Genomic DNA, 14,960 nt, shown 5'->3' on the forward strand with positions numbered 1-14,960 from the left:
GGTGGAGCACCGGGGGCGGTGGGGAGGTGAGTGCCGGTGTTCCTCGGCACCCACACCCCCAAGCTGGACGACAAGGGGCGGCTCACGCTGCCCGCGAAGTTCCGCGACGCGCTGGCAGGTGGGCTGATGGTCACCAAGGGGCAAGATCACTGCCTCTTCGTCTTCCCGCGCGCGGAGTTCGAGCAGCTGGCCCGCAAGGTCGCGGAGGCGCCCTTCACGAACGAGGCGGTGCGGGCCTACCAGCGGTACCTGTTCGCGGGCACCGACGAGCAGCGTCCGGACGGCCAGGGGCGCATCGCGATCGCGCCCGAGCTGCGGCGCTACGCCGGGCTCAACAAGGAGTGCGTGGTCATCGGGGCGATCACGCGCTTGGAGATCTGGGACGCCCAGCGCTGGGAGTCCTACCTGGAGGAACACGAGGACAGCTACGCGCAGGCCCAGGAAGAGGTCCTGCCGGGGGTCTTCTAGTGACCCGCGCCGTCGGGGGGCGCGGGTGGCGAAACGCAAGTGGGGGCGGGATCCGGCGACGGATGTCGTGAGGCCTCTGTCCGCTCAGCGGCCCTGGTGCACCTTCCCCGGCACCAGGTCCGCAGCGGGCGGGCGGGGACCTGACGGCATCCGGACGACGGTGTAAGGGGGTGGGAGAAGTGGCAGCCGAGGCCGCGCACGTGCCGGTCATGACCGGGCGCGTGCTGGAGCTGTTCGCTCCCGCGCTGGAAGGCCGCCCGGCCGTGGTGGTCGACGCGACCACCGGGCTCGGCGGGCACTCCGAGGCGCTGCTCACCGCTTTCCCGCAGCTGAAGCTCATCGGCCTGGACCGGGATCCGCACGCGCTGGAACGCTCCGGCGCGCGGCTGGCGAAGTTCGGCGACCGGGTCGAGCTGGTGCACGCGGTCTACGACACCCTGCCGGACGTCCTCGCCCGGCTGGGACTGTCCCGTGTGGACGGCGTGATGTTCGACCTCGGCGTGTCCTCCATGCAGCTGGACGAGGAGGAGCGCGGGTTCGCCTACGCCCGCGACGCCCCGCTGGACATGCGGATGGACCCTACGACCGGGCAGACCGCGGCGGATGTCCTCAACACCTACGAGCCCGGCGAGCTGGTCCGGATCCTGCGCGAGTACGGCGAGGAGCGGTTCGCCCAGCGCATCGTCAAGGCGATCGTCGCGGAGCGGGCGCGGCAGCCGTTCGACCGCAGCGAGCGGCTGGTGCGGCTGCTCTACGACGCGGTGCCGGCGGCGAGCCGCCGCACCGGCGGGCACCCGGCCAAGCGCACGTTCCAGGCGCTGCGCATCGAGGTCAACGGCGAGCTGGAGGTGCTGCGACGGGCGATCCCCGCGGCGCTGTCCGCGCTGGCCGTCGGCGGCCGGATCGTCGTCGAGTCCTACCACTCGCTGGAGGACCGCATCGTCAAGCAGGCCTTCGCGGAGCTCGCGAAGTCGCGGACCCCGCCGGGCCTGCCCGTCGAACTCCCCGGCCACGGGCCGGAACTGAAGCTGATCACGCGCGGCGCCGAGAAGGCGAGCGAGGAAGAGATCGAACAGAACCCGAGGGCGGCGTCCGTGCGGCTGCGGGTGGCGGAACGGATCAAGGAGGCGGACGCATGACAGCGCCTACGCGGGCACGCAGGCAGGCCGGTGCCGAGCCGCGACGGCGCCCGCGCCGTTCGGACACCCCCGCCGAGGAAGGCCTGGGCACACCGGTACCGGCCAAGCGCCGCCCCCGGCGGCAGCCTGCCCGGCAGGCCCAGCGCACCACCGCCGCTGAGCGCGCCTATGCCCGGCGGGCGCAGCGCGCCGAGGGCCTCAAGCGCACCGCGCCCGAGCCGCAGCGCGAGAAGACCCGGCTCAAGCTGCGGGTGCCGCGGTCGCGCGCCACGTTCGTGCTGCTGGTGATGGTGCTGCTCGCCGCCGGTGTGGTGGTCACGCTGCTGCTGTCCACGCAGGCGATCGCCGACTCCTACCGGCTGGAGCAGCTGCGTGACGACAACGCCGCGCTGGCCGAGCGGGTCGAGCAGCTGCAGCAGGACGTCAGCGGCGCGGAGTCGCCGTCGTCGCTGGCCGAGCGGGCCAAGGCGCTGGGCATGGTGCCCGCGAAGGACCCCGCGCACCTCGTGCTGAACCCGGACGGGTCGGTGACCGTCGTCGGCGAGCCGAAGAAGGCCGAGGGCGCCCCGGCGGCCCAGCAGCAGACCGCGCCGGTGGTGCCGCAGGGCACCCCGGTGGGCGGCCGCCCGATCGAGGGTGACGTGCCGCAGGGCGACAGCCAGGTCGTCCAGCCGCAGGACCAGGCGCAGGTGCCGCCTGCCGGCGGGCAGACGCAGGCGCCGGGACAGCAGACCACGGGAGGGCATTGATGGCTCGGCCGGGACGCCGCAGCTACGGCGCCCGCATGCGCCAGGTGGCCGGCCAGCCCAACGCCGCCACCGGCAAGGGGCGCTACGTCGGCGTGCGCATCGCGCTCGTCGCCGTGCTCGTCCTGGCCGGTCTCAAGCTCGTGCAGGTGCAGGGCTTCCAGGCCGCGGCCCTGTCGGCCAAGGCGGAGAGCCAGCGCAGCACCACCATCCCGATCCCGGCAAAGCGCGGGTCCATTGTGGACCGCAACAACGTCAAGCTGGCGTTCACCGTGGAAACCCGCGCGCTGTCGGTGAACCTGCGCGCGATGCGCAAGGCGTGGGACGAGGTCGCGGCGAAGAACCCGGCGGGGGGCCAGAACTACGAGACGCGCGCGGCGGACGCGGCGAGGTTCATCGCCGCCAAGCTGCCCGGCCGGGTCACCGAGGCCGAGCTGCTCGCCGACTTCCGCAAGACCACGTCGTTCACCTACCTGGTCGACGGGGTCGAGCCGTCGATCGCCGAGGAGATCACCAAGGCCTTCCCGGAGATCGGCGCGGAGGTGCGCGCGGCCCGCGAGTACCCGGGCGACACGCTGGCCTCGAACGTCGTCGGGCTGGCCAACTGGCGGATGGACGACCCCGACGTGTCCAAGCACAGCCTGCAGGGCCTGGCGGGGCTGGAGTACACGCTCAACGCCGACCTGGCGGGCCAGCCGGGCCGTTACGTCGCGGACACCAAGCAGGGCAACGACAACGTCATCATCCCGGGCACCGAGCGGGACGTGCAGCCCGCGACCCCGGGCAACGACGTCGTGCTCACGCTCGACTCGGACACGCAGTACTTCCTGCAGAACGCGCTGGCCGACTACGTGCGGCAGTCGCACGCCAAGGGCGCCAGCGCGGTCGTGATGGACGCGAAGACCGGCGAGATCTACGCGATCGCCGACGACGCGACGTTCGACCCGTACGACAACAAGACCTACACGCAGTCGCTGATGGACCTGCAGGCCGTGTCCACGCCGTTCGAGCCGGGCTCGGTGAACAAGATCGTGACCGCCACCGCGGCGATCGACCAGGGCCTGGTGACGCCCGAGTCGGTGCTGCAGGTGCCCGGCTCGCTGAAGGTCGCCGACCACACCGTGCACGACGCGTGGGTGCACGGCACGCAGAACTTCTCGGTCACCGGCATCTTCGCCAAGTCGTCGAACGTCGGGACGCTGCTGCTGGCCCAGCAGCTCGGCCCGGACAAGTACCTGGACTACCTCAAGCGCTTCGGCATCGGGCAGAGCGCGGGCCTGGGCCTGTCCGGGGAAAGCCGCGGGTTCGTGCCGCCGCGCAACACCTGGACCGGCACCACGTTCGGCAACCTGCCGATCGGGCAGGGCCTGTCGATGACCGTGGTGCAGATGACGGCGATGTACCAGGCGATCGCGAACAACGGCCTGCGGGTGCAGCCGAGCATCGTCAAGCAGGAGATTCGCCCGGACGGCACCGTGGTGCCGAAGGCGGCGCCGGAGACGACGCAGGTGGTCAGCCCGGAGACCGCGACGACGGTGCGGAACATGATGCGCGCGGTCACCCAGACCGGGCGGAACGGCAACAGCGGGACGGCGCCGACGGCCGCGCTGGAGGGCTACCAGATCTCCGGCAAGACCGGCACCGGCCAGCAGGTCAACCCGGCCACCGGGGCGTACAGCGACACCCTCTACAACATCACCTTCGCCGGGATCCTGCCCGCGGACAACCCGCGGTTCGTCGTGGGCATCCGCCTGGACGCGCCGGACACCACGCTGCCCGCGGGCCACTCGGCGGCGCCGCTGTTCCACGACATCGCCTCGTACCTGACGCAGCGGTTCCAGATCCCGCTGTCCGACGGCACGGCGCCGTACGTGCCGCTCGTGCTGCCCTGAGGTCCGCCCATCAGCGGTGGAGCCGCCCCGCCACCAGCCTCGCCCGGCGAGGCGTCGTGGGGATTCCCGTCGCTGTCCAATCGAGACACACGGCCTAGGAGTACCGGCCCGCAAGCGGGGAATCCCGGCTCGGTAACCTTCCGTGCTGTGTCGGTGGAAGCGTCTGGAAGCAGCACCATGTCGCAGGAAGCGAAGGGGCGGGTACCGGACAGCCCGGTGAAGGCGGCGGTGGCGCCGCCACGGCCGACCCGCATCGAGCCGGTCCCGCTCACCACGCTCGTCGCGCGCGCGGACGCGCGCCTGGTCGGCGAGCCGCACTGGCCGGGCGACACGGTCGTCACGGGGGCCACCCTGCGGGCCCAGCACGTCCTGCCCGGCGACCTGTTCGCCGCGCTGCCGGGTGCGCGGGCGCACGGGGCGGACTTCGCCGCGGAGGCCATCGCGGCCGGGGCGGCGGCGGTGCTCACCGACGAGGCGGGCGCGGACCGGCCGGCGCTGCGCGAGGCGGGCGTCCCGGTGCTGGTGCACCCGGACCCGCGCGGGGTGCTCGGCTCGATGGCCGCCTGGATCTACGGCGAGCCGTCGCTGGAGCTGGCCGTCCTCGGCATCACCGGCACGTCGGGCAAGACCACCACGACCTACCTGGTCGAGTCGGGCCTGCGCGCCGCCGGGCACGTGACCGGCCTGATCGGCACCATCGAGACCCGCATCGCCGGGGAGCGGCTGGCCAGCGCGTTCACCACGCCCGAGGCGCCGGACCTGCAGGCGCTGCTCGCGGTGATGGTCGAGCAGGGCGTCACGCACGTGCCGATGGAGGTGTCCAGCCACGCGCTCGCGCTGGGCCGCGTCAACGGCACCCGCTTCGCGGTCGGCGCGTTCACCAACCTCTCCCAGGACCACCTGGACTTCCACCGCGACATGGAGGAGTACTTCGCCGCCAAGTCGCTGCTGTTCGACGGCCGCTCCACCACCGAGGTGGTGTGCATCGACACCGCGTGGGGCCAGGCGCTGGTCACGCCGCACACGATCACCGTGACCACCGAGCCGGGGGTGGACGCCAGCTGGACCGCCACCGACTTCGCCACCACCCCGACCGGTGAGCAGAGCTTCACGCTGCACTCGCCCGCCGGCCGCACCGCGCGCGCCACGCTGCCGCTGCCGGGCACGTTCAACATCGCCAACGCGCTGCTGGCCGCGGCGATCCTGGAGACCTGCGGCGTGACGCTGGAGGAGACGGTCACCGGCCTGGCGCACGTGGAGGTCCCCGGCCGGATGGAGCGGGTGTACCTGGGCCAGGACTTCACCGCCGTCGTCGACTACGCGCACAAGCCGGCCGCGGTGGCGCAGGCGCTGGACGCCCTGCGCGCCCGCACCGAGGGCCGGATCATCACCGTCCTCGGCTGCGGCGGCGACCGGGACACCGCGAAGCGCCCGATGATGGGCGAGGCCGCCGCGAAGCGCAGCGAGGTCCTCATCGTCACCGACGACAACCCGCGGTCGGAGGACCCGGCCGCGATCCGCGCCGCGATGCTGACCGGGGCCCGCGCGGCCGGTCACGACGCGGGCGAGGTGCTGGAGATCGGCGACCGGCGCGAGGCGATCGTCAAGGCCGTCGAGCTGGCCGGGGCCGGGGACGTCGTGCTGATCGCGGGGAAGGGCCACGAGACCGGCCAGGAGGCCGCGGGCGTCGTGCACCCCTTCTCCGACCGCGACGAGCTGGCGGCGGCGATCCGGCGCCGGCTCGAAGAGAACCAGGAGACCCGTTGATCCCGCTGACCCTGGAGCAGATCGCCGCCGTCACCGGCGGGCGGCTGCACCGCACCGACGGACGCGAGACGGTCACCGGCAGCGTCGAGTTCGACTCGCGCCGCCTCACCCCGGGCGGGCTGTTCGTCGCCCTGCCCGGCGAGAAGGTCGACGGGCACGCCTTCGCCGTCAAGGCGGTCGAGAGCGGCGCCGCCGGCGTGCTGGCCGCGCGCGAGGTCGACGCCCCCGCGGTGATCGTGCCGCCGCTGCCGCCCGGCCAGGCGCACGAGCGCGCGCTGGCGCTGACCGGCGACAAGGACGGCTCCGGCGCCGCCGTGCTGGCCGCGCTGGCCAAGCTTGCCCGGCACGTGGTGATCGAGCTGTCCCGCGGCGGGCTCACCGTCGTCGGGGTCACCGGCTCCTCCGGCAAGACCTCCACCAAGGACCTCATCGCGCAGCTGCTGGAGCCGATGGGCGAGACGGTCGCGCCGCCCGGATCGTTCAACAACGAGCTGGGCCACCCGTGGACCGCCCTGCGCGCCGACGAGCGCACCCGCCACCTGGTGCTGGAGATGTCCGCCCGCGGGCCCGGCCACATCGCGCACCTCGCGGAGGTCGCCCCGCCGCGCATCGGCGCGGTGCTCAACGTGGGCAGCGCACACGTCGGCGAGTTCGGCTCGCGCGAGGCCATCGCCAAGACCAAGGGCGAGCTGGTCGAGGCCCTGCCGTCGGCGGAGGAGGGCGGGGTCGCGGTCCTCAACCTGGACGATCCGCTGGTCGCGGCGATGGCGAGCCGCACGACGGCCCGCGTCGTCGGCGTCGGCGAGCACCCGGACGCGCAGGTGCGCGCCGAGGACATCACTCTCGACGAGCAGGCCCGCGCCTCCTTCCGGCTCATCACCCCCGCCGGGGAGGCGCCGGTGACGCTGTCGCTGTACGGCGAGCACCACGTCGGCAACGCGCTCACGGCCGCCGCGATCGCGCTCGAACTGGGCGCGACCGTGGAGGAGGTCGCGCAGCGCCTGTCGGCCGCCCAGCGCCGCTCCGCGCGCCGCATGGAGGTCACCACCAGGGCCGACGGCGTTGTGGTCATGAACGACTCCTACAACGCCAACCCGGAGTCGATGCGCGCTGCGCTCAAGACACTGGCCTCGGCCAGCCGCGGCAAGCGGTCTTGGGCGGTCCTCGGTGTGATGGGCGAACTCGGTGCCGATAGCGTGTCCGCGCACGACGAGATCGGCCGCCTCGCGGTCCGGCTCAACATCAGCAGGCTCGTGGTGGTCGGAGACGAGGCCGCCGCGATGCACCAGGGCGCCAGCCACGAGGGTTCGTGGGGTGAGGAGTCCGTGCTGGTGCCCGACGCCGCCGCCGCGATCGACCTCCTGCGCGAGCAGCTGGAACCCGGTGACGTCGTGCTCGTGAAGGCTTCGAAGGTCGCCGAGCTCTGGCTCGTCGCTGACGCACTGCTCAAGGAAGGTGTTGCGTGATCAGCATTCTGATCGCGGCCGCGATCGGTCTCCTGGTCTCCATCCTGCTCACGCCCTACCTCATCCGGGTGTTCTCCCGGCAGGGCTTCGGCCAGGAGATCCGCGAGGAGGGCCCGCAGGGCCACAAGTCCAAGCGCGGCACGCCCACGATGGGCGGGGTCGCGATCATCATCGCGATGGTGGTCGGCTACTTCGCCGCGCACCTGATGAACTGGATCGGCTCCGGCAGCTCCGCGAACGACGGCCCGTCCGCGTCCGGCCTGCTGGTGCTGTTCCTCGCGGTCGGCCTCGGCGTGGTGGGGTTCCTCGACGACTTCATCAAGATCCGCAAGCAGCGCAACCTGGGGCTGAACAAGACCGCGAAGCTGGTCGGCCAGCTCGTGGTCGCGGTCGCCTTCGGCATCCTGGCGCTGCAGTTCGCCGACCGCTACGGCCTCACCCCGGCCTCGCGGAACCTCAGCTACGTGCGTGACCTCGCGCTGATCACCTTCCCCGCGGTGATCTTCGTGATCTTCTGCTACGTGGTCATCTCCGGCTGGTCGAACGCGGTGAACTTCACCGACGGCCTGGACGGCCTGGCCGGCGGCACCTCGGCGATGGTGCTCGCCACCTACGTGGTGATCGCGTTCTGGCAGGCCCGCCTGTCCTGCGTGGTGACCCCGCAGGCCGCCTGCTACGACGTGCGCGACCCGCTGGACCTGGCCGTGGTCGCGGCCGCCGCGGCCGGCGCCTGCGTCGGCTTCCTGTGGTGGAACGCCGCGCCCGCGAAGATCTTCATGGGGGACACCGGTTCGCTGGCGCTGGGCGGTCTGGTCGCGGGCCTGTCCATCACCACCCGCACCGAGCTGCTCGCCATCGTCATCGGCGGCCTGTTCATGGTCGAGATGATCTCGGTGGTGCTGCAGATCGCGGTGTTCCGCACGACGCGCCGCCGTCTGTTCCGGATGGCCCCGTTCCACCACCACTTCGAGCTGGCGGGCTGGGCCGAAACGACGGTGATCATCCGGTTCTGGCTGCTCGCGGCCATCTGCTGCATGTTCGGCCTCGGCCTGTTCTACTCCGAACAGCTGGGCGCGGGAGGCTAGAGATGGTCCGAAGCGGCCTGCGAAGCGGTGCGGGTGGCGGAACCTCAGACGCCCCCTCGCTCCGGGATCGCCTCCTCATGAATGCCAATTCACCACGTCGGCGCTGTCCTCGCGAGGAGACGCCCGCCCGTCTCCCACCACCACCCTCAACCGACGCGCTCCGCGCGGCTGAGCCCGCTCAGAACCCGCGGCGGTGCGGGTTGACGGCCCACTCCGAGCGGCTCCGCCGCGCAGAAAGCGAGTGATGGTGTTCGCCGGACGCAACGTGCTCGTCGCCGGCGCCGGGGTCACCGGCAGGTCGGCCGTGCGGGCCCTGACCGAGCGTGGCGCCCGGGTCACGGTCACCGACGGCAACGCCGAGCGGCTGGCCGAGCTGGACGGCCTTGGCGCCGAACTGGCCCCGGGCCTCACCGAACCGCCCGCGGGCACCGACCTGGTGGTCACCAGCCCCGGATGGCGGCCGACCGCGCCGCTGCTGGTCGCCTCGGCCGCCGCCGGCATCGAGGTGATCGGCGACGTCGAGCTGGCCTGGCGCGCGTCCCGCGACCTGCCGAACCCGGCCACCTGGCTCGCGGTCACCGGCACCAACGGCAAGACCACCACGGTCGGCATGCTGGAGTCGATGCTGCGCGCCGGCGGGGTGCACGCGCTGGCCTGCGGCAACATCGGCCTGCCCGTGCTGGACGCGGTCTTCGAGGGGTACGAGGCGCTGGCGGTGGAGCTGTCCAGCTTCCAGCTCCACTGGTCCTCGACGCTCGCGCCGCACGCGTCCGTGGTGCTCAACCTCGCCGAGGACCACCTGGACTGGCACGGCACGATGGAGTCCTACGCCGCCGCGAAGGGCACCATCCACGCCCACTCGAACGTCGTCGTGCACAACTCCGACGACCCGTGGTCGGTGCGGCTGGCCGGCGAGTACGCCCCCGCCGGGGCGAAGCGCGTCGGGTTCCGCCTGGACACCCCGCGGCCGGGTGAGCTGGGCCTGGTCGAGGACCTGCTGATCGATCGCGCTTACGGCCCGGACCCGCAGCACTCCGCCGACGAGCTGATCTCCGCGAGCGAGGTGCGCCCGGCCGGCCCGCACAACCTCGCCAACGCCCTCGCCGCGGCCGCGCTGGCCCGCGCGTACGGCATCGACCCCGCTGGGGTCGCCAAGGGCCTGCGCGAGTTCCAGCCGGGCGCGCACCGCGCCGTCGAGGTGGGCGAGTTCGGCGGGGTCCGCTACGTCAACGACTCCAAGGCCACCAACCCGCACGCCGCGGCCGGGTCGCTGCTCGCGCACTCCAGCGTGGTGTGGATCGCGGGCGGGCAGCTCAAGGGCGCCGCGGTCGACGAGCTGGTCGAGGTGGTCGCCGGGCGGCTGCGCGGGGTGGTGCTGATGGGCGCCGACGCCCCGGTGATCGCCGCCGCTCTCGCGCGACACGCGCCGGATGTCCCCGTCCACCGGGTCGCCTCGGGTGACGATGGGGCCATGAACGAGGCGGTCTCGGTGGCCAGCGACCTGGCCCGGCCCGGTGACGTGGTGCTGCTGGCGCCCGCCGGGGCGTCCCTGGACATGTTCCGCAACTACGCCCATCGGGGTGACGCCTTCGCCGACGCGGTCCTGGCCCGTGCGACGGGGTCTGCCGATGACGGTCGTTGAGGACAAGGAGCAGGACAGCGCGCCGCGCAGACGGGACCGGGGGGACCGGCAGAGCCCGGCGCGCGCCACGTTCACCGCGCTGACCGCGTGGCTGTCGCGCCCGCTGGCCGACTTCCACCTGGTGCTGGCGCTGACCGGCCTGCTGACGTCGATCGGCATCGTGATGGTGCTGTCGGCGTCCTCGGTCGCCTCGGTCGACCCGGACACCGGCTCCGGCGTGTACGCGCTGTTCAAGAAGCACCTGATCTTCGTGCTCACCGGGTCGGTCGTGTTCTGGGTGGCGCTGCGGATGCCGCTGAAGCGGACCCGCGCGCTGTCCTCCATGGCCGTGGTGGTGTGCCTGGCGATGCTGGCGCTGGTGCTGACGCCGCTCGGTTCGGCGGGCGGCGGCGCCCAGCGGTGGTTCGTGGTGGGCGGCTTCTCGGTGCAGCCGGTCGAGTTCACCAAGGTCGCCTTCGCGCTGTGGGGCGCGCACGTGCTGGTCACCAAGTACCACGTGCTGCACCAGTGGCGGCACCTGATGGTGCCGGTCGTGCCGGTCGCGCTGCTGATGTTCGCGCTGGTCATGGCGCAGCCCAACCTGTCCGGCACGATCACGCTCGGCGTGGTGCTGCTGTCGCTGCTGTGGTTCGCCGGCGCACCCAAGCGGCTGTTCGCGGTGATCCTGGCAGGCGGCGTCGCCGGTGCGGTGGTGCTGGCGCTGACCGCGTCCTACCGCATGTCGCGGGTCATGTCGTTCCTCTCGCCCGGCTCGGACACCAGCGGCGCCGCCTACCAGGCCACGCAGGCCAAGTACGCGCTCGCCGACGGCGGCCTGTTCGGCAAGGGCCTCGGGCAGGGGCCGTCGAAGTGGTCCTACCTGCCCAACGTGCAGAACGACTTCATCTTCGCGGTGATCGGCGAGGAACTCGGGTTCATCGGCTGCATCGTGGTCATCGGCCTGTTCGTCGGGCTCGCCATCGTGGGCCTGCGCATCGCCATGCGTAACCTGGACCCGTGGATCCGGATCACCGCCGGCACGCTGACGGTGTTCACGGTGTCGCAGGCCGGGATCAACATCGGCTACGTGGTCGGGCTGCTGCCCGTCACCGGCGTGACGCTGCCGCTGATCTCGGCGGGCGGCACGTCCATCTGGGTCACCATGTTCCTGATGGGCCTGCTGGCCAACGCCGCGAGGCACGAGCCGGAGTCGGTCGCGGCGCTGCGGTCGCAGGGGCCGGGCAAGTTCGGCCGTCTCCTGCGCCTGCCCGCCCCCGAGGTCTACCGGCCGCCGGCGCGGCGGCGGGGCAGCGGCCGTCCGGCACCCCGCGGTGACCGGCCCTCAGGCCGCGGGGCACGATCGGCGCAGGCGCCCGAGCGCCGGCGGTCGACGCCGGCCAGACGGGGAAGTTCAGTGCGGAGAGGGACGTAGGAGCAAGTGAGCAAGGCGGTTACCGGCGTGGCTCCCACCGTGGTGGTGGCGGGCGGCGGCACGGCCGGACACATCGAACCCGCGCTGGCGCTGGCCGACGCCGTGCGGCGGCTGCGGCCGGACGCCACGGTGGTCGCACTCGGCACGTCCCGCGGGCTGGAGAACAAGCTCGTCCCGGCGCGCGGCTACCCGCTGGAGCTGATCCCGCCGGTGCCGCTGCCGCGCAAGCCGACCACCGATCTGCTGCGGCTGCCGCTGAAGATCCGGGACTCGGTGAAGCAGACGCGCGAGGTGCTGGACCGGGTCGGCGCGGACGTCGTAGTCGGGTTCGGCGGTTACGTGTCGCTGCCGGCGTACTTCGCCGCGCGCGGCCGGGTGCCGATCGTGGTGCACGAGGCCAACCAGTCGCCGGGCCTGGCCAACCGGGTCGGCGCGCGGTTCGCGAAGCGGGTCGCGGTCGCGGTGCCGGGCACGCCGCTGCCGGGCGCGGAGGTGGTGGGCATCCCGCTGCGGCGGTCGATCACCTCGCTGGACCGGGCGGCGCTGCGGGCGGAGGCCTGCGCGCACTTCGGGCTCGACCCGGACGCGCCGACGCTGCTGGTGTTCGGCGGTTCGCAGGGCGCCCAGTCGATCAACAACGCGGTGTCCGGCGCCGCCAAGGAGCTGGCCGAGGCCGGGATCGGCGTGCTGCACGCGCACGGGCCGAAGAACAGCCTGGTCGTGCAGGAGTTCCCGGGCCGCCCGCCGTACGTGCCGGTGCCCTACCTGGAGCGGATGGACCTGGCCTACGCCGCCGCCGACGTGGTGCTGTGCCGGTCCGGCGCGATGACCGCGGCCGAGGTGTCCGCGGTCGGGCTGCCCGCGGTGTTCGTGCCGCTGCCGCACGGCAACGGCGAGCAGGCGATCAACGCCAGGCCCGCGGTGGACGCCGGCGCGGCGCTGCTGGTGCCCGACGCCGACCTGACCCCGGCGAAGGTGGCCGAGCTGGTCGTCCCGCTGGTCACCGACGCCGCCCGGGTCGCTCGGATGGGGTCGGCGGCGGTCGGGCTCGGCCACCGCGAGGCCGACGAGGTGCTGGCGCGGATCGTCCTGGAGGTGTGCGGAAAGTGAGCGACGTTCCCGCCGAGCTGAGCCGGGCCCACCTGATCGGGATCGGCGGCGCCGGCATGAGCGGCATCGCGCGGATCCTGCTGGCGCGCGGCGCCCGCGTGTCCGGCTCGGACGCCAAGGACTCCCGCGCGTTCCTGACGCTGCGCGCGCAGGGCGCCGAGATCGGCATCGGGCAGCGCCCGGAGAACCTGGACGCGCTGCCCGGCGGCCCGTCCGCGGTTGTGGTGTCGACCGCGATCAAGGAGAGCAACCCGGAGCTGGTGGCCGCCCGCGAGCGCGGCATCCCGGTGCTGCACCGGGCCCAGGCGCTGGCGCTGCTGATGGCCGGGCACCGGGTCGCCTGCATCGCGGGCACGCACGGCAAGACGTCGACCACGTCGATGCTCACGGTGGCGCTGCAGCACTGCCGGCTGGACCCGTCGTTCGCGATCGGCGGCGACCTCAACGAGTCCGGCGCGAACGCCCACCACGGCGAGGGCGGCCTGTTCGTCGCCGAGGCGGACGAGAGCGACGGGTCGTTCCTGAGCTACTCGCCGTCGGTCGCGGTCGTGACCAACGTCGAGCCGGACCACCTGGACCACCACGGCACCGCCGAGGCCTACACCGCCGTCTTCACGCAGTTCACGCGCCGGATCGAGCCGGGCGGCCTGCTGATCGTGTGCGCCGACGACGAGGCCGCCAACGCGCTGGGCGACCACGCGGCGGCCGCGGGCGTCCGGGTGCGCCGCTACGGCCGGTCGGTGACGGACCCGGGCGACGCGAAGGTGCTGGACTACCGGCCCGCCGACGGCGGCGGGATCATCCGGATCGCGCTGGACGGCCGGGAGACCGACGTGCGGGTCGCGGTGCCGGGTGAGCACATGGCCTTCAACGCCGTGGCCGCGCTGCTGGCCGGGCTGGAGCTGGGCGCGCCGCTGGACGGGCTCGCCGAGGGGCTGGCCGCGTTCGGCGGAGTGCGGCGGCGGTTCGAGTTCAAGGGCCGCGCCGGGGACGTGCGGGTCTACGACGACTACGCCCACCACCCCACGGAGGTCGCCGCGCAGCTGCGCGCGGTGCGGAACGCGGCCGGGAACGGTCGCGTGGTCGTGGTGTTCCAGCCGCACCTGTACTCGCGCACGAAGCTGTTCGCCGCGGAGTTCGCCGAGGCACTGGGGCTGGCCGACGAGGTCGTGCTGCTGGACGTCTACGGCGCGCGGGAAGAGCCGGAGCCGGGCGTCAGCGGCGCGCTGATCGCGGAGCAGATCACCGGCGCCGGGGTGCACTACGAGCCCGCGTTCGACCGGGCCGTGGCGCTGGCCGCGGACCTGGTCAAGCCCGGCGACCTGCTGGTCACCATGGGCGCGGGCGACGTGACGCAGCTGGGGCCGGAGATCCTGGCGGAGCTGGACCGGCGGGCCGGGGGCTAGGTGGCGACGCGAGCGCGGAGCGAGGAGCGCAGCAGGCCGTCCACGCGGCGGTCGTCGTCGGCGGTGCGCAGCCGCCGGGGACGGCGCCCGCTGACGGCTCGGCGGCGCACCGGCACGGGCGTCTCGCGGCGCCGAGCGCTGCGGCGCCGCTGGGTGGCGCTGCTGACCGTGCTGACGGTCGCCGGCCTGACGTACGTCGTGTTGTTCACGTCGCTGCTGGGTGTGCGGTCGGTGGAGGTGCACGGCGCGAACAGCGTGCCGGGGGACCAGATCCTGGCGGCCGCCGCGGTGCCCGACCTGAAGCCGATGCTGTTGCTGGACACCGACGAGATCGCCGCGCGCGTGACGGCGATCCCCGGGGTGGCCACTGTGGACGTCTCCAGGTCGTGGCCGTCCACTGTGGACATCACGGTGACGGAGCGGACGCCGATCGGCTTCACCGCGGCGGCCGACGGGTTCCACCTGGTCGATTCCGGCGGTCTGGACTACAAGACGGTGCAGAACAAGCCGGAGGGCCTGCCGGAGGTGCAGGTGGCGGCGGTGGCCCCGGACGACCCGGTGACGCGCTCGGTGGTGGCGGTGCTCGCGACGGTGCCGGCGCCGCTGAAGGGGCAGATCACGGTCGTGCGGGCCAAGACCCCGGGCGGCGTGGAGTTCACGCTGGCCGGCGGGAAAACGGTCCGCTGGGGGAACGCGGAGAAGGCGGACCGCAAGGCGCAGGTGCTGAACGTGCTGCTGACCCGCGAGGGGCAGGTCTACGACGTCGCGAGCCCCGAGTTGCCGACCGTCTCCTGAGGACGGACACGCGGTCGCACATCGTCGAGGACG

The 14,960-nt window shown here is 73.2% G+C and carries 12 protein-coding genes; all 12 read left to right on the top strand.

The annotated features are described in order from the left end of the window. Positions 1–36: 36 nt before the first annotated feature. The 12 genes from mraZ (at position 37) to ACCP09_RS29600 (ending at position 14,927) form a co-directional block, all read left to right on the top strand. The gene (gene mraZ / locus ACCP09_RS29545; RefSeq protein WP_026153053.1) at positions 37–468 is read left to right on the top strand and encodes a division/cell wall cluster transcriptional repressor MraZ; all 432 of its coding nucleotides are present in this window, start codon (positions 37–39) and stop codon (positions 466–468) included. Between the two features lie 179 nt (positions 469–647). Continuing rightward, positions 648–1,607 (top strand): 16S rRNA (cytosine(1402)-N(4))-methyltransferase RsmH, encoded by a 960-nt coding sequence (gene rsmH, locus ACCP09_RS29550; RefSeq protein ID WP_027930885.1) that lies wholly within the window; start codon positions 648–650, stop codon positions 1,605–1,607. Next, positions 1,604–2,356, top strand: coding sequence for a hypothetical protein (locus ACCP09_RS29555; RefSeq protein ID WP_433751896.1), 753 nt, complete (start codon positions 1,604–1,606; stop codon positions 2,354–2,356). Before rsmH ends, ACCP09_RS29555 begins: the two co-directional genes overlap by 4 nt. Next, positions 2,356–4,245: a peptidoglycan D,D-transpeptidase FtsI family protein gene (locus ACCP09_RS29560; protein WP_051362668.1), complete on the top strand. Its 1,890-nt coding sequence runs from the start codon at positions 2,356–2,358 to the stop codon at positions 4,243–4,245. Before ACCP09_RS29555 ends, ACCP09_RS29560 begins: the two co-directional genes overlap by 1 nt. Before the next feature lie 177 nt (positions 4,246–4,422). Next, positions 4,423–6,012: a UDP-N-acetylmuramoyl-L-alanyl-D-glutamate--2,6-diaminopimelate ligase gene (locus ACCP09_RS29565; RefSeq protein WP_037322533.1), complete on the top strand. Its 1,590-nt coding sequence runs from the start codon at positions 4,423–4,425 to the stop codon at positions 6,010–6,012. Continuing rightward, on the top strand, positions 6,009–7,478 hold the full coding sequence (locus ACCP09_RS29570) for a UDP-N-acetylmuramoyl-tripeptide--D-alanyl-D-alanine ligase (protein WP_433751899.1): 1,470 nt from the start codon (positions 6,009–6,011) through the stop codon (positions 7,476–7,478). Before ACCP09_RS29565 ends, ACCP09_RS29570 begins: the two co-directional genes overlap by 4 nt. Further along, a complete protein-coding gene (gene mraY, locus ACCP09_RS29575) occupies positions 7,475–8,563 on the top strand; it encodes a phospho-N-acetylmuramoyl-pentapeptide-transferase (protein WP_017981836.1) in 1,089 nt (362 codons plus the stop codon). The genes ACCP09_RS29570 and mraY overlap by 4 nt, the downstream gene beginning before the upstream one ends. Positions 8,564–8,807: 244 nt before the next feature. Continuing rightward, complete coding sequence (gene murD, locus ACCP09_RS29580; protein WP_400983319.1) at positions 8,808–10,205, top strand: UDP-N-acetylmuramoyl-L-alanine--D-glutamate ligase; 1,398 nt, start codon at positions 8,808–8,810, stop codon at positions 10,203–10,205. Beyond that, the gene (gene ftsW, locus ACCP09_RS29585) at positions 10,192–11,616 is read left to right on the top strand and encodes a putative lipid II flippase FtsW (RefSeq protein WP_027930879.1); all 1,425 of its coding nucleotides are present in this window, start codon (positions 10,192–10,194) and stop codon (positions 11,614–11,616) included. Before murD ends, ftsW begins: the two co-directional genes overlap by 14 nt. Before the next feature lie 6 nt (positions 11,617–11,622). Continuing rightward, positions 11,623–12,726, top strand: a complete 1,104-nt coding sequence (murG, locus tag ACCP09_RS29590; RefSeq protein ID WP_433751901.1) for an undecaprenyldiphospho-muramoylpentapeptide beta-N-acetylglucosaminyltransferase — start codon at positions 11,623–11,625, stop codon at positions 12,724–12,726. After that, positions 12,723–14,132 carry a UDP-N-acetylmuramate--L-alanine ligase gene (gene murC / locus ACCP09_RS29595; RefSeq protein WP_433751903.1) on the top strand — a complete coding sequence of 470 codons (1,410 nt, stop codon included), beginning with the start codon at positions 12,723–12,725 and terminating at the stop codon, positions 14,130–14,132. Before murG ends, murC begins: the two co-directional genes overlap by 4 nt. Further along, positions 14,133–14,927: a cell division protein FtsQ/DivIB gene (locus ACCP09_RS29600; protein ID WP_027930876.1), complete on the top strand. Its 795-nt coding sequence runs from the start codon at positions 14,133–14,135 to the stop codon at positions 14,925–14,927. The last annotated feature ends 33 nt before the right edge of the window (positions 14,928–14,960 follow it).

This window comes from Amycolatopsis sp. 3B14 (assembly GCF_050958625.1).
Classification (GTDB): Bacteria; Actinomycetota; Actinomycetes; order Mycobacteriales; family Pseudonocardiaceae; genus Amycolatopsis_E; species Amycolatopsis_E thermoflava.

Bases quoted from the DNA above. Each gene is read 5' to 3' on its own strand.
- ACCP09_RS29555 (WP_433751896.1), top strand. From the start codon at position 1,604: ATGACAGCGCCTACGCGGGCACGCAGGCAGGCCGGTGCCGAGCCGCGA.
- ACCP09_RS29560 (WP_051362668.1), top strand. From the start codon at position 2,356: ATGGCTCGGCCGGGACGCCGCAGCTACGGCGCCCGCATGCGCCAGGTG.
- ACCP09_RS29565 (WP_037322533.1), top strand. From the start codon at position 4,423: ATGTCGCAGGAAGCGAAGGGGCGGGTACCGGACAGCCCGGTGAAGGCG.
- murD (WP_400983319.1), top strand. From the start codon at position 8,808: ATGGTGTTCGCCGGACGCAACGTGCTCGTCGCCGGCGCCGGGGTCACC.
- ftsW (WP_027930879.1), top strand. From the start codon at position 10,192: ATGACGGTCGTTGAGGACAAGGAGCAGGACAGCGCGCCGCGCAGACGG.